Source organism: Citrobacter sp. wls708 (assembly GCF_005281255.1).
In the GTDB taxonomy this organism is placed as follows: domain Bacteria; phylum Pseudomonadota; class Gammaproteobacteria; order Enterobacterales; family Enterobacteriaceae; genus Citrobacter; species Citrobacter werkmanii.
In genome coordinates, this window is record NZ_SZXE01000015.1 from 465,103 (window position 1) to 488,671 (window position 23,569).

The following is a 23,569-nucleotide window of genomic DNA, read 5'->3' on the forward strand; positions in this document are numbered from 1 at the left end:
TATGACGGGTATACCACTTATATAGATTAATTATAAATATATAATCAATTTTATTTTTAAACCACATCGCCGTACTCTTTTACCCAGATAAAGGAGAAGGATATGACAGAACTCACCTTACAGACTCATCGTCGTACAGCGTGGCATTTTATTCCGGGGCTTGCCCTGAGTGCAGTTATCACTGGGGCCGCCTTATGGGGGGGATCCATTCCCGCCGTCGCAGGTGCCGGGTTTAGCGCCCTCACCTTAGCCATCTTGTTTGGGATGGTTATCGGCAACACCGTGTATCCACAAATCTGGAAAAGCTGCGATGGCGGCGTACTGTTTGCTAAACAACATTTATTACGCCTGGGGATAATCCTCTACGGTTTCCGCCTTACCTTCGCGCAAATTGCTGACGTCGGCGTCAGCGGTATCGTAATCGACATATTAACGCTCAGCAGCACCTTCATGATTGCCTGCTTCCTTGGGCAGAAAGTGTTTGGTCTGGACCGTCATACCAGTTGGCTGATTGGCGCGGGGAGCAGCATCTGTGGCGCCGCCGCGGTACTGGCAACAGAGCCTGTCGTTAAAGCCGAAGCCAGTAAGGTGACGGTCGCCGTCGCCACGGTGGTTATCTTCGGTACTATCGCTATCTTCCTGTATCCGGCGATGTATCCGCTGTTAGCGCACTGGTTTACTCCCGAGACTTACGGGATTTACATTGGCTCCACCATGCATGAAGTTGCGCAGGTTGTTGCCGCCGGACACGCCATTAACCCGGATGCTGAAAACGCCGCGGTTATTGCCAAAATGCTGCGCGTCATGATGCTGGCTCCGTTCCTCATCCTGCTGGCCGCACGAGTAAAACAACTGTCTCCGGCAACCGGTGGTGAGAAGAGCAAAATCACCATTCCATGGTTTGCCATCATGTTCATTGTGGTGGCGATTTTTAACTCTTTCCACCTGCTGCCGCAGTCGGTAGTGAGTATGCTGGTGACGCTGGATACCGTGCTGCTGGCAATGGCGATGGCCGCACTGGGACTAACCACTCACGTGAGCGCCCTGAAAAAAGCTGGTGCTAAACCTTTGCTGATGGCGCTACTGCTGTTTGTCTGGCTGATTGTAGGCGGTGGTGCGATTAACTTCGCCATCCACGCGCTAATGGCATAAACGATCACGACTAACGTTAGTTGACCCGCTATACTCTTCCTTTTTTGAATTTGAGTATGGCGGGTTTAATTCATGAAATACATCGGAGCGCACGTAAGCGCCGCTGGCGGTCTGGCTAACGCCGCTATTCGGGCCGCAGAAATCGAAGCTACCGCATTCGCCCTGTTCACCAAAAATCAGCGTCAGTGGCGCGCCGCGGCGTTGACCACTGAAATCATTGATGATTTCAAATCCGCTTGCGAGAAGTATCACTATACTTCCGCTCAGATCCTGCCTCACGACAGCTACCTGATTAATCTCGGCCACCCGGTCAGCGATGCGCTGGAAAAATCACGCGATGCATTTATCGATGAAATGCAGCGCTGTGAACTGCTCGGTTTATCGCTGCTCAACTTTCATCCGGGCAGCCATTTGATGCAGCTCCCGGAAGATGAATGTCTGGCGCGCATTGCTGAATCTATCAACATCGCCCTCGCTCAGACCCAGGGGGTTACGGCAGTTATCGAAAATACCGCCGGACAGGGCAGCAATCTCGGATTTAAGTTTGAGCACCTTGCCGCCATTATTGATGGTGTTGAAGATAAATCCCGTGTTGGCGTCTGTATTGATACCTGCCACGCTTTCGCTGCCGGTTACGATTTGCGTTCTGTCGAGGAATGCGAAAAGACGTTTGCGGAATTTGAACGTATTGTCGGTTTCAGCTATCTACGCGGTATGCACCTGAACGACGCCAAGAGCACGTTTGGCAGTCGTGTCGACCGCCACCACAGCTTAGGTGAAGGGAATATTGGCCACGACGCTTTCCGTTGGATCATGCAGGACAGTCGTTTTGACGGCATTCCGCTGGTGCTGGAAACGATTAATCCGGATATCTGGGCAGAAGAGATTGCCTGGCTGAAAGCCCAGCAAACAGAACAAGCGGTGGCGTAATCATGAACGACAGGGAAAAGCAGATCCTTAAGATCCTGCGTCGCAATCCGTTGATTCAGCAGAATGAAATCGCCGATATTCTGCAAATCAGCCGTTCACGCGTCGCTGCGCATATTATGGATTTGATGCGTAAAGGCATGATCAAAGGTAAAGGTTATATCCTTACCGAACAGGATTATTGCGTGGTTGTCGGAGCAATCAACATGGATATTCGTGGTGTTGCAGACATCCATTATCCTCAGGCGGCCTCTAATCCTGGCAGCATTCACTGCTCGGCAGGCGGCGTAGGACGCAACATCGCCCACAACCTGGCGCTGCTGGGCCGTGACGTTCACTTAATTTCCGCTGTTGGCAGTGATTTCTATGGGGAAACATTGCTGGAACAAACGCGTCAGGCCGGCGTTAACGTTGCAAGTTGCATACGCCTGCATGGGCATAACACCTCAACCTACCTGTCGATCGCTAATCAGCAGGAAGAAACCGTACTGGCAATTAACGATACCCATATCCTGCAGCAATTAACGCCGCAGTTGCTGAACGGATCGCGAGATTTGATCCGCCATTCCGGTGTCGTACTGGCAGATTGCAATCTGACCGCCGAAGCCATTGAGTGGGTCTTTACTATTGCTGATGATATTCCGGTATTCATTGACACCGTTTCAGAGTTCAAAGCGGCAAAAATGAAGACATGGTTTACGCGTATTCATACGCTAAAACCAACGCAGAAAGAGCTGGCGATTTTGTGGGGCCAACCTATCCATTCAGATGCCGATCGCGTACTGGCCGTCAATAGTCTGCATCAGCAAGGGGTAAAACGGATCTTTGTCTGTCTGGAAGATGAATCTGTTTTTTGCAGCGAAAAGGACGGAGAACAATTTTTACTGACGCCTCCCAATCATACGATCGTAGACAGTTTTGGCGCCGATGACGCTTTTATGGCCGGATTGCTGTACAGCTTTCTGGAAGGTAGCGAGTTCCGTGAAAGCGCTCACTTTGCCATGGCCTGCGCGGCATTATCGCGAGCCAGCGTCAGCATTAACAACCCAACCCTTTCGGCAGATAACGCCTTATATTTGCTGCAAACAGCTTAAATGTAATGCCGGATAGCGCCACGCTTATCCGGCATTATCTCACTATGCTATACCGATAAAGAAACCCGCTATGGTGGCGCTCATCAGGTTTGACAACGTTGCTGCTGCCAGCGCGCGCATTCCAAGCTGCGCGATTTCCGGGGCTCGCTGTGGTGCTATCGCCGAAAACGCGCCGACAACAACGCCAATCGAACCAAAGTTAGCGAACCCGCACAGCGCAAACGAGATAATCGCAATGGTCTTCACATCCAGTGTCCCGCCGGTTTGCAGATACGGCGAGAAGTTGAGATAGGCGACAAACTCGTTGATTGCCAGCTTCTGTCCAATCAGGCTACCTGCCAGCGTCGCCTCGCTCCAGTCAACGCCCATAATCCACGCCAGCGGGGCTAACACATAGCCGAAGATCCCTTCCAGGGTGGCATGACCAAAACCAAACCAACCACCAATTCCGCCGATAATGCCGTTAATCAGCGCAATAATGGCGACAAATGCCATTACTACCGTTGCCACGCCTGCGGCAATTTTCAGCCCGGTCATCGCCCCACTCGCCGCTGCTTCGATGATGCTTTTCGGCGGCGTTTCGGTAAATGACAGGTTCTCAAAGGTGACGCGAGATTCTTCAGTTGCCGGACTCAGCATACGCGCGAATAAAATACCACCAGGGATTGCCATCAACGATGCCGCCAGCAGATAGTCAATCGGAACGCCCATTCCAGCGTAACCAATCATCATTGAGCCAGCAATCGAGGCCATCCCGCTACAGATAGCGGTAAATAGCTCATTGCGATTCAGCCGGTCAATAAACGGTTTCACGATTGCCGGGATCTCGTTTTGCCCGAGGAAAATCGTGGTTACTGCGACAAATGACTCGATCTTACTGATGTTCAACGCTTTCTGGAAAATACCGCCAAGGATGCGGATCAACAGCCCCATCACGCCAATGTAGTAGAGTAGACTGATCAGCGCGGTCACAAAAATGATGGCCGGGAGCACCCGAAAGGCGAAGATAAACCCGGCTCCGTCGAACAGCACATCCATTTTTGGCCCGACCAGGGAGCCAAAGATAAATGCACTACCCGCGTCACTGTATGACATCACCTTGTGGACACCGAGCGCGGCCTGTTCAACCAGCCATTTCCCCGGCGGGAAATAGAGCATAATGCCGCCGATTGCAATTTGCAGCACCAGTGCTGCCCCGACCGTACGCAGACTAATACGCTTTTTATTTACTGACAGCAGAAACGCGATAGTCAGTAATACCACCATACCCACAACACTTCTCATTATATCCATAATGAAATTCCCTTCATGCCAGGAAACCCGGCGTTACCGCCAGGTTTTGGTAGGTTTGCTATCCGCGGGCGACCGCATTCTGCCCGGAAAATTTGGTCAGGCGAGGCGTTGATACTCCTTCGCAATTTCACAAGCCAGTACCGCGTTGTTGAACACCAACTGAATATTTGATTTCAGGCTGTCACCGCCGGTCAGCTCCGCAACACGCGCCAGCAGGAACGGCGTACTCTCTTTGCCCACAACCCCCTGCTCTTCCGCTTCTTTTACCGCCCGATCGATTGCCGCATTAATTTTCTCTTCAGCCATCGCAAACTGTTCCGGGATTGGGTTTGCAACAACCAGACCGCCGTCGAGACCTGTCTGCCATTTCACCGCCATGGCACGGGCAATCTCTTTTGCGCTGTCCAGACGGATACTGACCTCAAACGGACTGGTTCGGCAGAAAAATGCCGGCAACGCCTTAGTCTGATATCCAATTAACGGCACGCCAAAGGTTTCTAAATATTCGGTCGTTAAACCGAGATCAAGAATAGATTTCGCCCCGGCACAAATTACCGTGACATTGGTATGCGCCAGTTCTTGCAGATCTGCGGAAATATCAAAGGTATGTTCAGCACCACGGTGAACACCACCAATCCCGCCCGTCGCAAATACTTTAATTCCAGCCAGGGAGGCAATAATCATGGTTGAGGCAACTGTCGTCGCACCATTTTTCCCTGCAGCAACCACAAATGGTAAATCACGACGACTGACTTTAGTAACGCTATGCCCCTCTCTTCCAAGCAACTCAATTTCATCTTTGCTTAAACCAACTTTCATTACCCCGCCAATAATGGCAATGGTCGCAGGAACTGCCCCGTGCTTACGAATAGTTTCTTCTACTTCAATAGCAGTCTGGGCATTCTGCGGAAATGGCATACCATGAGAAATAATGGTTGACTCGAGGGCAACAATCGGTTTTTTACTGTTTAATGCTTCCTGTACTTCTGGAGATATTTGTAATAATTCAGAGGAAAGAGTTAATTCAGACATTCTGTGTTCTCCACGATTGAGATAACATTCGCAACAGACAAATCAGGGTTATTGGTATATTCACAGGCTAATGCCATTGATGAACAACCCTGCGCAAATCGAACCGAATCAATAAAGGGCATGCCGTCTACCCAGCAGGAAGCCAGTCCCGCCATCATCGCATCGCCAGCCCCGGTAACATTAATGACGTGAGTTTTAATCGGCAGCGACCAACCGCAATCCCCCGCAATATCACTGTAATAAACTCCGTCACCGCCCATGCTGAGCACCAGGCGATTTAAGCCGCGATCGTGAAACCAGGCGGCCACTTTGCCAACATCATCACGCCCGGAAAGCGCAATACCGCTCAGCGTTTCGGCTTCAAGCCGGTTAGGTTTGAGGGTGTGAATTTGTCCAAGCCGCTCGCGAACTTTGACGCATTTCCATGCCGATACCGGGTCGACAAACACCGGAACATCTCCGGCATTATCCAGCACCCATGCAAGGGCGTCTTCGCTGATATTGCAATCGGCGACGATAACTTTCGCCTGCCGAATAAAATCATGCTGCTGCGATAAAAAACTCGGTGAAATATGTTCGGTAATGCTCATATCATTAATGGCAACCAGCATTTCACCGGTGTTATCAAGCAGAGATAAATAACTCGATGTATTCTCTCCCGGAACGATAAGACACTTATCAACATGTACTCCGGATAGATTAGTTTGCGCCAATAACGATTGACCATAAAAATCATTACCAACCGCAGTCAGTAACCACGAATTTTTACCCAGTAGCGCGAGATTATGTGCAATGTTGCGTCCAACTCCGCCGGGGGTGAATTTTATCTTTCCTGGATTCGAATCCGCATAATTTAGAGAAGCATGCGAATACCCAGCAACATCCATATTGGCTGAGCCAATAGTTACTATGTATTCCTTTTCACGCATAGCACGTCCCCTGGCAATTATCTTGCCACAAATGAGTTCGTTAAGAATAACCACCGCCACACACAAAATTATTAGAGCACATGTTCAGTATCGAACATGTGTTTATAGTAAGCATGTTTTTGACAAAGTAAATCTATCTGCAAGAACCAAAGTCAATAGATATGAACAGAATCACAATTTTTTATAGATACAGTTTGTAAGGGAGAGAGAAAATGAGAGGTAGTACACAAATTAAGCAGGCTAAAAAGTATAACTCCGGTATAACCGGAAATTTTTCAGATGCGCCAGGCGAGCTGGCGCGTCTCAGGTAAGCGAAACCAGGTCCTCTGGCATATGGTTGTACAAAATACGCCAGAAATGTTCAGCCGTTTTATTCAATCGGGTATCCATCCGGTAAATATAGGCCTGAATAGGTACCATCAGTTCAGGTGTCTCCAGGCGCACTAGACGCTTATCGCGCAGCTCGTTGACGATCGACCACGCTGGTAGCCAGGCGATCCCATGCCCATCCAGCGCCATGTTTTTCAACAACTCACTCATCGAAGACATAAACAACGTTCGTGCTGAAATGCCGCCAACTTCCGCTAACTGACGGTTTACCAATCTTCCCATGTAGGATGTGCTGGTATAGTTCAGAATCGGCGCCTGCGGCTGATAGATATCAAACAACGCGTTCCCCTGTCCATCGGTAGCACAGACAGGATAGAGCTCTGACTCAAAAACCTTCAAGCCACAGAAAGGCGACTGCATTAAATCCTCATCACGAAACGAGATAATAAAATCACTTTTCCCCTCGCGCAGGGTATTCACCGCTTGCACCACATCAATCGCCTCGACGTGCCAGACAAATTCTTCCCCCCAGGCCGCCATTGAATGCACTAACCGGGGCAACATGGTCAGCGACAAAGAATGCGCTGCCGCGATTTTTATGTTGGGGACCCCAAGCAGATTGTGACCACTGAGTTCGTCCAGATTACATTCCAGCTGTTGTAGCAGGCTACGCGTTTGCGAATGGAATAACTTGCCCTCCTCCGTCAATTGCAGCGGCGTCGTCGTGCGATCAAACAGCTGCACCCCCACGGCTGATTCGAGCGCTTTGATCCTCCGGCTAAATGCCGGCTGAGATATATTGCGCTCCTCCGCAGCCTGGGAAAAATGACGGCATGCCTCCAGCGTCAGGAAATCATATAACCATTTTGTCTCAATATTTTTCATGCCTGTCACGCGGATGTTTAAATATGTTGATGAGCCTAACAACATCATGCCTGAAGAATTCCAGAGATGGTATTGACGATTAGCCCATAATGATTCGTTTTTTGCATCAAGCCTTCGTTTTTGACATTGACATGTCAGCGTCACCATCCAGCCGCAACCCTACTCTGCTTGCAGATCTTCAGGCTCCGCACCCTATCCTGACCTCATGGAACGGCGAAAAAAACTACAGTCATGCGGTTTTTGCATTAAGCCAAACATTATTGCATTTCTCGTCGCGACGCTCTGCTGTTAAACATTAGGGCAAGATAAAACACAGCCTGAATATTATTTAATGGTTAAACGAGGTATATATCGTGAAAGGTTTAATTGGCGTACTTGGTGGTATGGGACCTGCTGCAACCGTCGATCTATTTAATAAATTCGTCACATTTACTACAGCGCAACGCGATCAGGAACATATTCCATTAATTATTTCATCCATTCCTGATATACCCGACCGTACTGACGCATTAATGCGTCATGGTAATTCCCCGCTTCCGGCCATGCGCGATTATATGCATAAACTCGAAGATGCTGGCGCGGAGTGTATTGTGATCCCGTGTAATACCGCCCACTTTTGGTTTAAAGAGTTAAAAGAATCCTGTCATACGGAGTTGCTGAGTATTGTGGAGACAACCCTGGGTGAGGTCAGAAGCTGCGGAAAATCGCGCATCGGACTGCTGGCTACCAATGCCACGTTGTACATGGGGCTCTACCAAAAAGGGATAGAGTCTCTTGGGTTAACCTGCGTCAGCCCTGATTCTTCCAGCCAGGAAAAAGTCATGGAAAGTATTTATTGCCTGAAAGCAGGAGAGGTTAAGCAAGCACAAAAATTAATGAATGAACAGGCTGAAGCACTTTTTGCACGCGGCGCGGAAGTCATCGTTCTGGGATGTACTGAAGTCCCCGTTATCCTTGCTGAAGCCGTCAAGAAATCACCAGCAAAATATATTGATTCAACCGGTTCATTGGTTCGTGCCGGAATTAAGTGGTATGAAAAACGCGTTGGAAAAAGCCACCTTCTGGCGCAATAAATAAAACCACAATTTAATCATCACATTTAATAAAAGCCATTCTTATAGCGAATTATTATCTGGCGGAGGCCATTATGCTTTGGTTGGAAATTATCGTAGTATTAGGCGCAATATTTTTCGGCATCCGCCTCGGCGGAATTGGTATCGGTTTATGCGGTGGGTTGGGGTTGGCTATTTTAACCCTGGGGTTTGGTCTGAAAATTGGCTCGCCGCCTGTGGACGTCATTCTTATTATTATGACGGTGGTTGTGGCGGCATCAGCGCTACAGGCAGCCGGAGGCATGGATTATCTGGTACGCATTGCCGGTAATTTTATGCGTCGTAATCCTAAATATATCAATGTTATTGCACCGATTATCACCTGGTCGATGACCATAATGGCGGGAACAGGTTTCATTGTCTTTTCCACCCTGCCGGTGATTGCCGAAGTTGCGAAAGAGTCAGGCATCCGCCCTTCTCGTACGCTCGCAGGCTCCGTAGTGGCATCTCAGGTTGCAATATCCGGCTCGCCGATCAGCGCCGCAATGGCCGCGATGCTGACCATCATGGAAGGCAACGGTATCAGCTTTATCCAGGTTATGGCGGTATGTCTGCCCGCCTCGTTTGTTGCCGCGATGGTTGGGGCATTCATCGCCTCGCGCCAGGGATGTGAACTCCAGGACGATGAGGTCTATCTGGAACGCCTGCAGAAAGGGCTGGTGCGCAAATACGAAGGGCAAAACAGTACCACACCGGGTGCAAAACTTTCCGTCGCCCTGTTTATGCTGGCCACGGTGCTCATCGTTATTCTTGCCGCATTCCCGCAGCTACGCCCTGGATTTGATGTTGGCAGCCCAATGAATACGCGGGATATCATTATTATCTGCATGCTGGCTGCCGCTTGCCTGATGGTGGTGCTGTGCAAAACATCTACAGATGCCATTGTCCTGACGTCAACTTTTCGCGCCGGGATGAGTTCGCTGGCAGTCATTCTCGGCATTGTTACGCTGGGAACCACATTCATTGACGCGCACCTAGCGGAGATTAAGGACATCGCGGGGAATATTCTGCAGGCCTACCCGATGCTGCTGGCTCTGGTATTGTTTGGCACCTGCGCGCTGCTCTATTCGCAGGGAGCCACCACGCCGTTGATTATCCCGCTTGCCGTCGCGCTTGGCGTTCCTACCTGGGCAATTCTGGCTTCCTATGTGGCTGTGACCGGCGTGTTTGTTCTCCCAACGTACCCGACTTCACTGGCGGCGATGGAGTTCGACACCACCGGGACAACGCGCGTAGGTAAGTATGTCTTAAACCATCCGTTTATGTTGCCAGGACTGGGTGGGATCATCGCGGGCGTTGCCTTTGGCTTTATCATCGCCCCAATGATTGCCTGAGCCGTCTTATTCAGGGGCGCGAAAGATTTCGCCCCTGAATGATTCTCTATTCACTTGACCCGGCTCACCACATCAATACCGTCTTACCTTTATCTATTTGCTTCACATCGCTGCTTTTAATCACGCGGTGATAACCATAGGCGTCAGCATATTTTGTCAGTCCTGTCCCGGGGTCTTGCTCAGGCTTGCCTTGCGTCTCTATTGTTGCACCTGATGTTGTCGTCATCACCCAGGTGGTTGAACATCCCGTCAGCAGCAGCGTCGCGAGTGACAGAGCAGCAAAAATGGGCGCTTTTTTCATATTCGATTTCCGTGACCAGTTTGATTTAAAGGCACTTTATCGAATTTGCTTAAGGCAGGATGGATTATTGTGGCGATGCTGCAACGGTAAGGGTTAAGGCATAAAAAAGGGCAGAGATTTCTCTGCCCTGGATTTCAGCGCTTAATCAGACCGCCTTTGCCACAACCTCTGCTTCCGGGCGCTTCAGCACCGCGTAGGAGAGACCGGCTACCAGCGTACCGGCAATAATGGCCAGCAGGTAGCCAACCACCGGTGTAATTGCGCCAGGGATTAACAGCACGAACAGACCGCCGTGGGGCGCCATCAGCTTAGCCCCTACCGCCATGGAGAGAGCGCCGGTAATCGCACCGCCAACGATACAGCAAGGCAGAACGCGCATCGGATCACGCGCGGCGAATGGGATAGCCCCTTCGGTGATAAAGCACAGGCCCAGCACCAGCGCAGCTTTACCGCCCTCCTGCTGGGCTTTGTCGAACTTACGACGCGCAACCAGCGTTGCCAGACCCAGCGCCAGCGGAGGTACCATACCCGCCGCCATAATGGCAGCCATCGGCGCATAAGTTTGCGTACTCAGCAGGCCCACACCAAAAGCATACGCCGCTTTGTTAACCGGACCGCCCATGTCAGTGCACATCATGCCGCCAAGAATCGCACCGAGCAGCACCGCATTCGCCGTACCCATGGTTTGCAGCCAGTGGGTCAGACCTTCCAGAATGCCGGCTACCGGTTTACCGATCAGGTAGATCATGGCCAGACCCACCACCAGGCTTGAAAGCAGCGGAATGATCAGAATCGGTTTCAGCGCTTCCATACTCTGTGGGAGTTTCAGCCTGGTGCTAATGAGCTTCGCCACATAACCGGCAAGAAAACCGGCAATAATCCCGCCAATAAAGCCAGAACCGGTGCTCACTGCCAGCATACCGCCGATAAGACCTGGCGTCAGACCCGGACGGTCAGCGATGGAAAACGCGATATACCCCGCCAGAACCGGCACCATCAACGCAAAGGCTGAACCGCCGCCAATCTGCATCAGCGCCGCCGCCAGCGTGCCCTGCTCTTTAAACGCTTCAATACCAAAGGCGAATGAGAGCGCAATACACAGACCGCCAGCAACAACCATCGGCAGCATGTAGGACACGCCCGTCAGCAGGTGGCGATACGCGCCAGCGCTCTCTTTCTTCCCTTCGGTTGCCGCAGACTGCGCCTTGCCGGTTGGCTGATACGGCGTCGCCTCTTCCAGCGCTTTATCCAGCTCCTGTTTGGTTTTCTTCAGCGCCAGGCCAGTAGACGTGCGGTACATTGGTTTTCCGGCAAACTTCGCCAGATCAACTTCAATGTCAGCCGCCACAATCACCAGATCCGCCTGAGCCACCTCTTCCGGGGTAATGGCATTGCCTGCCCCGACCGAGCCACGGGTTTCAACTTTTACCCACCAGCCACGTTTTTTCGCTTCTGTTTCAATAGCTTCAGCAGCCATAAACGTATGGGCAACGCCGGTCGGACAAGCCGTCACCGCCACCACGCGTTTTGGGCCACTGCTGGCAACAGACGTTGTCGCAACCGGGGCGCTGTAAGGTTTTGCATGACCTTTCGCTTCGCTGAGGAAGAGTTCAGGATGCGCAACCGCACGACCGATATCGCCGAGCCAGACTTTTTTGCCGTTCAGCGAACTGTCAGCAGGAAGCGTGTCGCCCAGAACAATCGCCAGTTCTGCATCATTCGGATTATCAATAATTTCCAGATGCGCTTTTTGCGCCGCCGCTCCAAGCAGGGTTTTCGCCATGTAAGCGCGAGCCTGGCCGAGATTGGCGTCAATAATCAGCAGCGTTTTCATTATGCCTCTCCTGCTGTCAGTTAAACGGTTTTAAGTCGACACGCGCCATCATTGCGGCCAACTGAGGACGATCGGTAATGCCCACGTTACTTTGGCTTACCGCCAGAGCGGCAACAGCCGTTGCCAGACGCAGGGTATGTTCGCTGGACTCACGCATCAGCAGGCCATAAATCAGACCACCAACCATCGAATCACCCGCGCCAACGGTGCTGACCACCTCAACTGACGGCGGTTTTGCGATCCACTCACCCGAAGCGTTGACCCACAGCGCGCCTTCCGCACCGAGGGAAATCACCACATGAGCAATACCCTGCTCGCGCAGCGCATGCGCCGCATCAATCACATCTTTCATTTCAGGCAGTTTACGACCCGCCCAGATTTCCAGTTCACGACGGTTTGGTTTCACCAGCCACGGCGCCGCCTTCAGACCTGCCACCAACGCTTCACGACTACTATCAAAGATAATGCACGGACACTGACTGCGCAGACGCGTCATCCAGTCGGTGAAAGCTTCCGGGCTCACGCCGGTCGGCAAACTACCGCTAACGCACACCATGTCGAACTGGCCCAGCCAGCTCAGCGAATCGTTCACAAAGCGTTCCCAGTCAGCGGGGGTGACTTCAAAGCCAGAGAAATTGAAGTCGGTGACTTCACCGTCTTTTTCGGTCAGTTTGACGTTGATACGGGTACGCCCTTGTACAACCTGAAAACGGTTGGCAATGCCCAACTCGCTGAACAACTGCTGAAAACCATCCTGGTTGTCTTTACCCAGAAAACCGCCCACCGTGACATCGATACCTAAATCTTTCAGGACTTTAGCGACGTTAATCCCTTTTCCCGCCGCATGCAGACCGGTGGTTTTCACCAGGTTCACTTCGCCACGTTCAATTTCCGGGCAGAAACCCACAAGGTCGTAGGCCGGGTTAAGGGTGATAGTAGCAACACGTCTGCTCATTACGCGCCCTCCCCAAGACCTGCAGCGATGGCTTCGCCAATCGCTTTCAGCGCCTGTTCAGCATCCTCGCCCTGGGCGGTAAAGCGCAGGTGATGTCCTTTTTTCACGCCTAATGCCACAACTTTCATCAGACTGCGTCCATTTGCCGGTTTGCCGGTTCCATCAAGATTTGTCACGGTAATTTCACTGTTAAATTGTTTAATCGTATTCACCAGCATGGTGCCCGGACGGGCGTGTAAACCATGCTCATTGCGCACAACAAATTCGGCGCTCAGTACATCATCGGTTAAGGCGTCATCGCTGGTCAGCAGCGCCAACACCGTTGCCGCATCCGCTTTCAACAAACGGTCAGCTTTATTATTCAGCAGCAGATCGCCAAGGCGCTTCAGCACCGCAACCGGTTGATCGTCATTCATCGCGACGGTTACCAGCAGGGCTGCCGCATCCCCCTGGACATCAAACGGCGTTGCTGCGCGGCTGACCGCAACGGCACTGCGCACGTTACCTTCAGCACAGTCATTCAGCCAGATCCCCTGACCGAGATTCATCGGCTGCTCATTGATTGCCCTGGCGACAAATGCGGCATCAACCGCACCAATTTCTTTCAGCCGCGCAGCGTTGAGCGCCTGCAGCGTCACCAGCGAGCTAGCAACGACGTCCAGCGACAGCGTTTCGTTATCAAGCTTTAATTGTTCGCTCTGCTTTTCGCCCATCAGCAACGCGCGCAGCTCTTCCGCCGAAGTCGCTGATTTCAGCTGTTCAGCAACGGAGTCATCGCTCAACACATGCGTTAGCTGACGCAGTAAACCGAGGTGCTCATCAGAGCTGGCGGCAATACCGATCGCCACATACGCGACCTGTCCTTCGCCCCAGACCACGCCCTGCGGAAACTGAAACACCTGCACACCGGTTTTCAGCACCCGATCGCGCGTGTCCGTCGTCCCGTGAGGAATAGCAATACCGTTGCCTAGAAACGTGGACGTTTGTTGTTCACGCGCCAGCATGCCATCGACGTAGCCTTCCGCAACGTTACCCGCTTGCACTAAGGCCGCGGCAACCTGGCGAATAGCCTCTTCTTTATTCCCGGCCTGTTCGCCCGGGTGAATATCCTGAACAGATAACTGGAACATGGTTCTCCTCTCCCGCTGAATTGAAACGATTCAGCCAATATGAGAAAAAAGGCGTCACCTGACTCCATTAGTTATGGCAAGATGACGCTGAAACGTTTCAAGAAGTCTTGATCTTTTTTCTTCAGCACACAAGTAAAGTTGACAAATTACTTGCTGAATTTAGAGATAACGCACATTTTCTTCTGGGGAGAGATAAAATTGCTGAAGCAAAAATGGCGTCAGCGTGTCAGATTCAGCAACATCAGCAAACAGCATTCTTTGACTGAAATGCTATTTTGATTTTTGATGCCGATTTTGATTTGGCTACCTGTTTATTTTCTGGCAAGCAGCGTAAACTCCGCGTCTCTTCACATCATTGATATCAAAACATGCATAACACCCCCGTAGCCGCCACACCTAAGGCGTTCGATTTAACGTCTGCGGCGTTCCTGCTTGTCGCGTTTCTGACGGGTATCGCCGGCGCTTTGCAGACACCAACGCTGAGTCTTTTTCTGACCGATGAAGTCCATGCCCGTCCCGGTATGGTCGGGTTCTTTTTTACCGGCAGCGCCGTAATCGGTATCCTGGTGAGTCAGTTTCTGGCCGGGCGCTCGGATAAAAAAGGCGATCGCAAAAACCTGATTGTCTTCTGTTGTGTACTGGGCATGCTGGCCTGCGTGCTGTTTGCCTGGAACCGTAACTATTTTATTTTGCTGTTTGTCGGCGTCTTCCTCAGCAGCTTTGGTTCAACCGCCAACCCGCAAATGTTTGCTCTCGCTCGCGAGCATGCCGACCGTACAGGCCGGGAAGCGGTCATGTTCAGCTCAATTTTACGTGCGCAGGTATCGCTGGCCTGGGTAATTGGCCCGCCGCTGGCCTACGCACTGGCAATGGGATTTAGCTTCACGGTGATGTACCTCAGCGCGGCGGTTGCTTTTATTGTCTGCGGCGCAATGGTTTGGTTGTTCTTACCGTCAATGAGTAAAAATGTGCCTCTCACCACTGGCGTGGTGGAGGCGCCACGGCGCAATCGTCGCGACACGCTGCTCCTTTTTGTTATCTGCACATTAATGTGGGGGACCAATAGCCTCTATATCATTAATATGCCGCTGTTTATTATCAATGAACTGCATCTGCCGGAAAAACTGGCGGGTATCATGATGGGAACCGCTGCCGGGCTGGAAATCCCGACCATGTTGATTGCCGGATACTTTGCGAAGCGTCTGGGCAAGCGTCTGTTGATGCGAATTGCCGTCGTGGCCGGCTTTTTCTTTTATGCCGGTATGCTGTTGGCCCACTCTCCGGCGGTATTGCTTGGTTTACAGCTGCTGAACGCGATTTATATCGGCATCCTTGGCGGGATTGGCATGCTCTATTTCCAGGATTTGATGCCAGGACAAGCAGGTTCAGCCACGACCCTTTATACGAATACCATTCGCGTAGGCTGGATTATTGCCGGATCGTTGGCAGGTATTGCCGCTGAAATCTGGAATTATCACGCCGTGTTCTGGTTTGCGCTGGTGATGATCGTCGCCACCATCGTGTGCCTGGCGCGCATCAAAGATGTTTAAGGCGCGGTCAGCGCTTCAAGCTCAATAAGATACAGCATGGCCTGGTGCGTCGTCTTCCCACACATTTCCGCACTGGGCTGCAAACCGGCACATACTTTTGGCCGCAGCGGCGAAGCAAAAATTTTGCAGCGCAAGGATTCATCCAACTGAACGCATGGCGTATTAGCGGGCTTGCCATCAGGCATACCAGGGATAGGGCTGGAGATTGAAGGCGCGGTGCAGCATGCACCACAATCCGGACGGCATTCCATACAGTATTCTCTTTATCGTAAACCATCGGATTGTGAGAGAAGCGCACAGTAACACCTTTTTTGCACCAGCAAAAGCATCAATTCCACTTGCCTGAATGCCCCGGCGCGAGTAGTTTTACGCGATATTTTAGACACTCCTCACTACAGGATTTTTTCGATGCCAAGAGCGAACGAAATTAAAAAAGGTATGGTACTGAATTACAACGGCAAGCTGCTGATTGTAAAAGATATTGATATTCAATCACCAACCGCACGTGGCGCCGCCACGCTGTACAAAATGCGTTTTTCTGATGTCCGTACTGGCCTGAAAGTTGAAGAGCGTTTCAAGGGCGATGATATCGTTGATACTGTCACCCTGAGCCGTCGTGGCGTCGACTTTTCCTATGTCGATGGCAACGAATATGTCTTTATGGATAAAGAAGACTATACCCCGTATACCTTCACCAAAGACCAGATTGAAGAAGAACTGCTGTTCATGCCGGAAGGCGGGATGCCGGACATGCAGGTTCTGACCTGGGACGGCCAACTGCTGGCGCTGGAACTGCCGCAAACGGTAGACCTGGAAATTGTTGAAACAGCGCCGGGCATTAAAGGGGCATCAGCAAGCGCGCGTAACAAACCTGCGACCCTGACTACCGGCCTGGTGATCCTGGTTCCTGAGTATTTGAGTGCGGGCGAAAAAATCCGTATTCATATCGAAGAACGTCGCTACATGGGCCGTGCAGACTAATTTTCTGCTGCCCATTGACGAAAAGGGACAGCGCAGGCTGTAAGGCTTGTTAGTTTACAAAGATGAATGATCGTAACGATATCTGAGAGTGGAACAATCGGAGGTATTGAATCTTTTACCTCCGGCGTATTGTGACGTTCACCCTATGTTTATCACTTCTCTGAAACGATACTGTCTGTGAACGTGTTAAGGGTACTATCGCCGTACCCTTAACAATCCCGGCTCCCGGCGGGAAAATTGCCACTTCGTGGTCCCCTCCGCTTATTCCTTCAGGCTTTCGGGCCGGGCGCGAGGTAGCGTCCTTGCAAAACGCGCCCTGAGCCAGCATCCATGCTGGCTCTCCCGGCCTTACGGAAACACGTCGGCAATTTTCAGCCGGACCAGCCTACACCTGACCATTTGCGTTTTTTGTTTAAACAGCAAAACAAATTTAACTGGAAGTCAGAGCGTTGAAGCGATGACTCCGGTCCGGCTGAAAATCGATGAGGCGTTGACGGTTGACCGGGTCTGCCCGCAGGGAGGCGGGCAGAGGGGACGGCCTGCATGGATGCAGGCTCGGCCCCGACCCGACAGGCAGACGGCATGAGCCGAATGAATCGCATCGCGACGATTTTCCCGCCGGGAGCCTGGGTTGCAAGGGAGGCGGCGGTGAGCCTCCCTTGCACGTTCACGGGTATCTGCGCTTCACAGAAATGACTCCGCTGAGGTGAACGGAACCCTATGCTGCAATAAAATATTCTCCATAATGCTTAACTGGCTGGCATTACAGCACCAGCTGTCCCTTTTTATTTTCAGCGCTGACTGCTGAGATAAAAATCATCCATTAACAGCGATTCCAGATACTGTTCATCCTCGCGCATAAAACTCACTATCAGATTGACCGCCTGCGGGTAAAACCCCTGTTCATCTCGCGCCAGGCAGGCATCGCGTAGCAATGGCGCCCAGCACATCATATGGTGATGCAAAAAGTAATACTGCGCAGATACCGCCTCCTCTTTAGCAACCATCTTCGCCATCAATGCCAGTTGAATGGCGATATGATCGGATGGCTCATTTTCCCGTGCGGTCAGACCGTGTTCGATCAGCAGCACATTCATTTGTTGACGTTCTGCTGACGCGGTCGTATGCGGATAGTGCCCTGCATAGGGAGAGACTCCGCCAGGCGGCGCCAGCAGAAACAGCGAGGCAAAATCCGCGGCGAGTTCCAGCTGTCGGGAATCACGGCGTAAAATCCGGGTCAGACTACGCTCAAAATGCTTAACCTTGCCAGACAATCCAGGAATCGCCGCCAGTGAGACAATCCACGCCCGATTATCGTCGTTTTCAAGGCTGGCAAGTTGCTTTTCGTCCAGCTCACGGAACAGCAATTGCGAGAACCACTGGTACATGTCCACCCGCTGCTGATGTATTTGGTTATGCTGCACTTCCCCCCTCCTCTTTTACTGTCTCCGGGCCGCCGAATGCCGTTACCGATGGCGCTTTTTTCTGCTGATAACGTTCGACCTCCACCAGCACGGTATGCGCTGAAGGGCCTTGCGCCAGCTGTGAAGTACCAATATCGGCGCTCAGGACATTCGGGTCGCCATAAGTGCATAACGTCCCGGCTTTTCCACCCTCCTGCGGGGAATACCAGGCCCCTTCATGAATGCGGATTACGCCAGGGGTAAAATCCGGGCTAATCACCACCCCAGCCAGCACCTGACCACGGTCATTGAAGACGCGAGCGATATCACCTGCTTTCAGACCACGGGCAGTGGCATCCTGCGCGCTGATATAAAGCGGTTCTCTTCCGGTAACCGCATAGGTATTGCGAAACGCCTCGCTCGAGCACAACTGTGAGTGCAGACGTTTATCCGGATGGCAGGATTGCAGATGCAGCGGATATTTATTTTTTTTAGCGGCATGATTACGTTCAAACGGTTCCATCCATACCGGATGACCGGGACAATCCTCGTAGGCAAAGCCAGCAATGGTTTTACTGTAGATTTCAATCAGACCTGACGGCGTTCCCAGGGGATTAAGATCTGGTTGGTCGCGAAACTCACCGTGACGCACCCACGGCTGTCCGGCCGGATATTCAATGTATCCTTCGCCCTGCCAGAACGTAGTAAAGTCCGGTAAGGAGACACCGAGCGACGCGCCCATCTTCACACCTTCGTCGTAGAGCGCCTGTATCCACTGCATTTCATCACGGTTCTCGCGGTACACCGCCTCTTTATCAAAGCGCTTACATAATCCGGCAAAAACGTCAAAATCATGCCGCGCTTCATATTGCGGTTTAACAATCTGATGCAGGGCCATCAGCCCTTTGTTCGAATGCGTACCAAACTGTTCAATATCGTTACGTTCAAAGCGGGTGGTAACAGGCAGGACGATATCGGCAAATCGACACGACGCGGTCCATTGATGATCCAATACCACCACGGTTTCCAGCTTCTTCCATGCCTTGATCATGCGATTACGATCCTGCTGCGCATGGAATGGATTCGCCGCGCTGTAGATCGCCATTTTAATATCAGGCCAGGTTAACGTTTCGCCGTTAAAGGCAACCTTTTTGCCCGGCTCCAGCAGGCAGTCAACGATGCGTGAGGTGGGGATATGCTCCGATGCGCCGCGAAAATCCGCTTTATACTTCGCCGGTGGAGGATTCGCGATCCCTCCCAGCCCGGACAGTACAGGTCCGGCGGATGTCACCGTACCACCGCCGTTGTAATGCCAGCCAAACCCTACGCCGCCGCCCGGCAAGCCAATTTGCCCAACCATACTGGCCAGCACCACCAGCATCCAGGGATACTGTTCGCCATGATGCATGCGTTGTACGCACCAACCGCCCATAAATTGGGTCCGGCCTTTGACCAGCAGGCGGGCGAAATCACGGATCTGCTCCGCCGTCAGGCCACAGATTTGCGCTGCCCATTCGGCATTTTTCGGCTGCTTATCACTCTCCCCAAGCAGATAGGGCAAAAACTGCTCAAAACCCACGGTGTAATCGTTAATAAACGCCGTGTCATACAGTTTTTCTTCATACAGCGTATGGGCGAGTGCCAGCATTAACGCGACATCGGTTTGTGGTCGTAGCGCCAGTTGTTCACAGCCAAGGTAGTTTTGCGATTTGCTACGCACTGGATCGACGCTGATAACGCGCATTTTACCCTGCGCAACCGCTTCTTTAATCTGTTGCCAGTAGCCAAACGCATCGTGATCGGGAACCAGGAACTCGATCTGCAAGTTTTTGATCGGATCGCATCCCCACAGCACGATGGTATTACTGTTCTGAATAACCAGCGGCAGTGACGTTTGCTGTTCATAAACTTCCAGCGAACCAATCACATGCGGCAAGATAACCTGCGCAGCTGCTGCAGAGTAGTCGCCAACGGTCGTCACATAGCTACCATGCAGACCAAGCCCTCTGTCCATCGCCCCGCCCGCTTTATGGTATTTCCCTACCATTTGCCAGTCGGCCAGCCCGGTAAATACCCCCGATGAGCCGTAGGTTTTTTGTACCCGTTCCAGCTCTTCGTAAAACAGATCCAGCGCCTGATCCCAACTTACCCGCACAAAACGATTATCTCCGCGCTGGCTGCGATCCGATTTCTCGCGTTTACGTAACCAGTCCAGACGAACCATTGGATAACGCACCCGCGACGGGTTATAGACCACTTCACGCACCGCGTTCAGCATATCGCAAGGGTATTTGTCATGTTTGAAAGGCCGGGTTTCTGTCCACTCGCCGTTGACAACCTTGGCTTCAAAAGCGCCAAAATGCGAACCGGATTGAATCCACTGTGCGGGGTTTTCTCCCGCTGCCCATACTTTTGATATCAGCGGATTCGGCGCCAGCGCACTGGCCGCGCCCACCGCTAGCATACCGCTCAGAAAACGGCGGCGAGACGGGTTAAATTCATGAATATCCATATATTTTCCTTAATTTTTGTTAGGTTCAGACACATCACTGGCATGGGTCTGGAGGTATTTCAACAACGTACGTTCTTCCACCGGATTCAGTCGGTAATAGGTGGACATCGCTTTCAATCCGGCGATCCAGCCGTTGGCGGTATATCGGGTCGTAGGAGGAGTGCTATGACAGGCGCTACAGGTGGATTGCAGCATTTGATCCGAATATTCCCAGATCGGTGCAATATTGCTGATAAGCCCCTGGGCGGAGGTCCAGGCGGTCACGCTCACCTGCTGCCATTGCTGGTGTGAGTCAGGATCGACCTGGGTTTGTAGTACTTTTACGTTCGCCATCAAGGCGTCATCAAGCACGGCCGAGAACACACGCTTACCCATATACTGGGTTATCACCCGCCCGCGTCCTTTGCTTTCACGCCAGCCCGTCAGTTCAAGCTGCACGTTGCTGCCCTCTTTTTTCAGCACTTTGACCTCGGTGGCAGGAAATAACAGCGCTTTACCTGCGGGGCTTCCGGCCGTTGCCGTCAATGCTTTTTCGCTTAACGAGAACAGCGTGCTCGCATTCGATAAAGACGCTCCCTGCTGCTGCAACTGCTTATAGCGATCGCGGAAACCGCTGCTCATATCGGGTTTGTGATGGGCAATACCTTTATGGCAATCAATACAGTTGCTGTCTTTTGCCGCCGCCGCGGTCATTTGCGCCGCCGCATTCGCAGATTGTTTGCCGTGATCCATCGCCTCATAGCTGTGGCAAGATTTACATGCCGCCGAATTGTTAGCGCTCATTCGCGCCCACTCTCGCTGGGCCAATTCCGCTCGTTTTGCGGCAAATTTTTCAGGGGTATCAATCGAAGGAGAGATAAAGGTGTGGTAGAGGTCGTTTAAGGCTTCCGTTTTACGAACCAGCGTCGGGACGATCCCTGGCGGAATATGACAATCCTTACACTCAGCACGCACGCCAGAAGCATTGCGAAAATGCACGCTGGTTTTATATTCCTCTCCTGGTGTACGCATCGAGTGACACGATAAACAAAATTCGGTGGTACTGGTGTAATGAACGCCTTGCCACGTCCCCCAAATTGCAAGGGCCATTGCTACTGCCCCGACGAATGCGCACCACAGTGCGTTCTTTCTTATCCACGACATGCTTGCCTCCATTTTTTTAATAGCGACACGCTAAGCGATCATAAAAATCAAAAATAGAGACAGCAAAAGCAGCTTATAGGAACAGCATCTACTCTATGAGGTGCATCAAAACGTAAAGAAGAGAAGCTCGTAATATAGTGCGTATATATACATAAGGAATTCCTCATGCTAACACTGACTCTCGATCGAGAAAGCCGTACCCCGCTGCAATTGCAGATATTTCAATTTTATTTCCAGGCCATTCAGCGCGGTGATTTGCTTTGTGGAGATAAACTTCCCTCTATTCGCGAGCAGGCACAGGTATTAAACGTTGCCAAAATAACGGTCGTGATGGCCTATGATAAGCTCATGGCCGCGGGATTAATTAAGAGTCGACAAGGTATCGGCTACGAGGTCATCTTCACCACACCTGTACGCACAACGCCAGCAATCGTGCCCGTCGCGCAGGGTTCCCCGCCGATGAAACCTAAAGCGGCTGGGATCCCCACCGATGTTTATGCAGAGCCTGGGCGAGAGTGCTATTGCCAAATGAGCGTTCCCGATCCCAATGCTTTTCCCTGGTCAAGCTGGCGCAAATGGAATAACGCCCCCAGCGTCCTCAAGGAACAATTATTCACCCGATATCATTCACCAAATGGATTATTTTCACTGCGTGAACAATTGGTCAGATACCTTAATTTATCTCGCGGTATTAATACTCGAGCAGAGAACATCATTATTACTAACGGGATTCAGGAAGGACTGTCACTGATCAGTCAACTCTTTATTAACCATCATACTTTCAGTCAGCAAAAAAAGTGCCATATTGTAACCGAGTCCCCTTGTTATTCGGGGGCCTGGCATCTGTTTAATTATTACGGCGCAGACATTACGCCAATTGCTGTCGATAACCACGGACTGCAAACAGATAATTTACCGGAATATGCTACCCAGCTTTGTTATGTTACTCCAGCGCATCAGTATCCGCTGGGTAGCGTCCTGTCACTGGAGCGGCGTCAGGCATTATTAACATGGGCGCAGCGCGTCGGCGCTTACATTATTGAAGACGATTACGATGCCGTTTTTACCTATGGAGAAAATCCCCTTCCCGCGCTGAAAGCCATGGATTATCACAACCGGGTTATCTATATAGGGACATTTTCCAAAACATTGGGACCAGGAGGACGTCTTGGCTATCTGATTTGCCCTGACGAACTGCTTCCGGCCGTACAGAATATGAAAGCGCTCAACAACAACGGGAGCCAGTGGTTGTTGCAGCAATTTTTGGCCGAATTAATGCAAAATCAGGTGTTTTATACGCATATCAGCAAGCTGGCCTGCAATTATGCGGCACGTCTTACGCTATTACGCGACGGCCTATCCGCACTGTTTCCCGAAGGGAAAATCGCTGGCGCAACGGCAGGTCTGCACCTCTCATTACGCATTGCCTGGTCCCCCGAAATTATCGCCAGGCTACAACAACGCTGCCTGCTGGCCGGGATTCGTTTCGATACGTTGCCAGATATAGAGAATGGCTCAGAAGCCGCATGGCGTGAAGAGAACAGCGACGCAGTTATGTTTTTTGGATTTGGTGGATTGCAGTTACAGCAGATAAAAAGAGTCCTGGCGGTACTGGAGCAGGCGCTATCGCAGCCTTAATGGATTACAGGGATCGAGCCTGCCGCTCAATCCC

General features: G+C 51.6%; 20 protein-coding genes. 8 read left to right on the forward strand and 12 right to left on the reverse strand.

Translation table 11 applies throughout. The features are described from left to right. Nucleotides 1-102 precede the first annotated feature (102 nt). The 3 genes from FDW97_RS07480 (at nucleotide 103) to FDW97_RS07490 (ending at nucleotide 3,173) form a co-directional block, all read left to right on the forward strand. Nucleotides 103-1,152 carry a YeiH family protein gene (locus tag FDW97_RS07480; RefSeq protein WP_038642005.1) on the forward strand — a complete coding sequence of 350 codons (1,050 nt, stop codon included), beginning with the start codon at nucleotides 103-105 and terminating at the stop codon, nucleotides 1,150-1,152. A 72-nt stretch (nucleotides 1,153-1,224) separates the two neighbouring features. Then, entirely contained in the window at nucleotides 1,225-2,082 is an 858-nt protein-coding gene (gene nfo / locus FDW97_RS07485) for a deoxyribonuclease IV (RefSeq protein ID WP_137350842.1), read from the forward strand. Nucleotides 2,083-2,084: 2 nt separating this feature from the next. Beyond that, nucleotides 2,085-3,173: a sugar kinase gene (locus tag FDW97_RS07490; protein WP_069323444.1), complete on the forward strand. Its 1,089-nt coding sequence runs from the start codon at nucleotides 2,085-2,087 to the stop codon at nucleotides 3,171-3,173. A 42-nt stretch (nucleotides 3,174-3,215) separates the two neighbouring features. Here the strand turns inward: FDW97_RS07490 and FDW97_RS07495 are convergent, their stop codons facing one another. The 4 genes from FDW97_RS07495 to hypT form a co-directional block, all read right to left on the reverse strand. Then, entirely contained in the window at nucleotides 3,216-4,466 is a 1,251-nt protein-coding gene (locus FDW97_RS07495) for a NupC/NupG family nucleoside CNT transporter (RefSeq protein ID WP_121529287.1), read from the reverse strand. Between the two features lie 96 nt (nucleotides 4,467-4,562). Continuing rightward, on the reverse strand, nucleotides 4,563-5,498 hold the full coding sequence (locus FDW97_RS07500) for a pseudouridine-5'-phosphate glycosidase (RefSeq protein ID WP_137350843.1): 936 nt from the start codon (nucleotides 5,496-5,498) through the stop codon (nucleotides 4,563-4,565). Continuing rightward, nucleotides 5,486-6,427, reverse strand: a complete 942-nt coding sequence (locus tag FDW97_RS07505) for a pseudouridine kinase (protein WP_085047870.1) — start codon at nucleotides 6,425-6,427, stop codon at nucleotides 5,486-5,488. The genes FDW97_RS07500 and FDW97_RS07505 overlap by 13 nt, the downstream gene beginning before the upstream one ends. A 303-nt stretch (nucleotides 6,428-6,730) precedes the next feature. Further along, entirely contained in the window at nucleotides 6,731-7,642 is a 912-nt protein-coding gene (hypT, locus tag FDW97_RS07510) for a hypochlorite stress DNA-binding transcriptional regulator HypT (protein ID WP_079226151.1), read from the reverse strand. A 353-nt stretch (nucleotides 7,643-7,995) separates the two neighbouring features. Between hypT and FDW97_RS07515 the strand changes: the two genes are divergently transcribed. Both FDW97_RS07515 and FDW97_RS07520 read left to right on the forward strand, forming a co-directional pair. Then, nucleotides 7,996-8,715 carry an aspartate/glutamate racemase family protein gene (locus FDW97_RS07515; RefSeq protein WP_137350844.1) on the forward strand — a complete coding sequence of 240 codons (720 nt, stop codon included), beginning with the start codon at nucleotides 7,996-7,998 and terminating at the stop codon, nucleotides 8,713-8,715. A gap of 74 nt (nucleotides 8,716-8,789) precedes the next feature. After that, nucleotides 8,790-10,088 carry an anaerobic C4-dicarboxylate transporter gene (locus FDW97_RS07520; RefSeq protein WP_085047868.1) on the forward strand — a complete coding sequence of 433 codons (1,299 nt, stop codon included), beginning with the start codon at nucleotides 8,790-8,792 and terminating at the stop codon, nucleotides 10,086-10,088. A 64-nt stretch (nucleotides 10,089-10,152) separates the two neighbouring features. Here the strand turns inward: FDW97_RS07520 and FDW97_RS07525 are convergent, their stop codons facing one another. The 4 genes from FDW97_RS07525 to fruB form a co-directional block, all read right to left on the reverse strand. Continuing rightward, nucleotides 10,153-10,389 (reverse strand): YgdI/YgdR family lipoprotein, encoded by a 237-nt coding sequence (locus tag FDW97_RS07525; RefSeq protein ID WP_038642021.1) that lies wholly within the window; start codon nucleotides 10,387-10,389, stop codon nucleotides 10,153-10,155. A gap of 145 nt (nucleotides 10,390-10,534) precedes the next feature. Continuing rightward, on the reverse strand, nucleotides 10,535-12,223 hold the full coding sequence (gene fruA, locus FDW97_RS07530) for a PTS fructose transporter subunit IIBC (RefSeq protein ID WP_085047867.1): 1,689 nt from the start codon (nucleotides 12,221-12,223) through the stop codon (nucleotides 10,535-10,537). Nucleotides 12,224-12,239: 16 nt separating this feature from the next. Then, nucleotides 12,240-13,178, reverse strand: coding sequence for a 1-phosphofructokinase (fruK, locus tag FDW97_RS07535; protein WP_006683781.1), 939 nt, complete (start codon nucleotides 13,176-13,178; stop codon nucleotides 12,240-12,242). Further along, the gene (gene fruB / locus FDW97_RS07540) at nucleotides 13,178-14,308 is read right to left on the reverse strand and encodes a fused PTS fructose transporter subunit IIA/HPr protein (protein WP_137350845.1); all 1,131 of its coding nucleotides are present in this window, start codon (nucleotides 14,306-14,308) and stop codon (nucleotides 13,178-13,180) included. Before fruB ends, fruK begins: the two co-directional genes overlap by 1 nt. A 368-nt stretch (nucleotides 14,309-14,676) precedes the next feature. On the opposite strand from fruB, the gene setB reads away from it, so the two are divergent. Next, nucleotides 14,677-15,858, forward strand: a complete 1,182-nt coding sequence (setB, locus tag FDW97_RS07550) for a sugar efflux transporter SetB (RefSeq protein ID WP_137350846.1) — start codon at nucleotides 14,677-14,679, stop codon at nucleotides 15,856-15,858. Here setB and FDW97_RS07555 read toward each other — a convergent pair. Next, nucleotides 15,855-16,109, reverse strand: coding sequence for a YkgJ family cysteine cluster protein (locus FDW97_RS07555; protein WP_005129254.1), 255 nt, complete (start codon nucleotides 16,107-16,109; stop codon nucleotides 15,855-15,857). The two genes, setB and FDW97_RS07555, sit on opposite strands and share 4 nt — an antisense overlap. A gap of 157 nt (nucleotides 16,110-16,266) precedes the next feature. Between FDW97_RS07555 and yeiP the strand changes: the two genes are divergently transcribed. Further along, nucleotides 16,267-16,839 (forward strand): elongation factor P-like protein YeiP, encoded by a 573-nt coding sequence (gene yeiP, locus FDW97_RS07560; protein ID WP_038642029.1) that lies wholly within the window; start codon nucleotides 16,267-16,269, stop codon nucleotides 16,837-16,839. A gap of 791 nt (nucleotides 16,840-17,630) precedes the next feature. Here the strand turns inward: yeiP and torD are convergent. The 3 genes from torD to torC are packed head-to-tail and all read right to left on the reverse strand — an operon-like array spanning nucleotide 17,631 to nucleotide 21,897. Beyond that, nucleotides 17,631-18,263, reverse strand: coding sequence for a molecular chaperone TorD (gene torD / locus FDW97_RS07570; RefSeq protein ID WP_087857395.1), 633 nt, complete (start codon nucleotides 18,261-18,263; stop codon nucleotides 17,631-17,633). After that, a complete protein-coding gene (gene torA, locus FDW97_RS07575) occupies nucleotides 18,253-20,754 on the reverse strand; it encodes a trimethylamine-N-oxide reductase TorA (protein ID WP_137350847.1) in 2,502 nt (833 codons plus the stop codon). The genes torD and torA overlap by 11 nt, the downstream gene beginning before the upstream one ends. A gap of 9 nt (nucleotides 20,755-20,763) precedes the next feature. Then, complete coding sequence (gene torC / locus FDW97_RS07580) at nucleotides 20,764-21,897, reverse strand: pentaheme c-type cytochrome TorC (RefSeq protein WP_137350848.1); 1,134 nt, start codon at nucleotides 21,895-21,897, stop codon at nucleotides 20,764-20,766. 165 nt (nucleotides 21,898-22,062) lie between these two features. Between torC and FDW97_RS07585 the strand changes: the two genes are divergently transcribed. Next, nucleotides 22,063-23,535 carry a PLP-dependent aminotransferase family protein gene (locus FDW97_RS07585; RefSeq protein WP_137350849.1) on the forward strand — a complete coding sequence of 491 codons (1,473 nt, stop codon included), beginning with the start codon at nucleotides 22,063-22,065 and terminating at the stop codon, nucleotides 23,533-23,535. Nucleotides 23,536-23,569 lie beyond the last annotated feature (34 nt).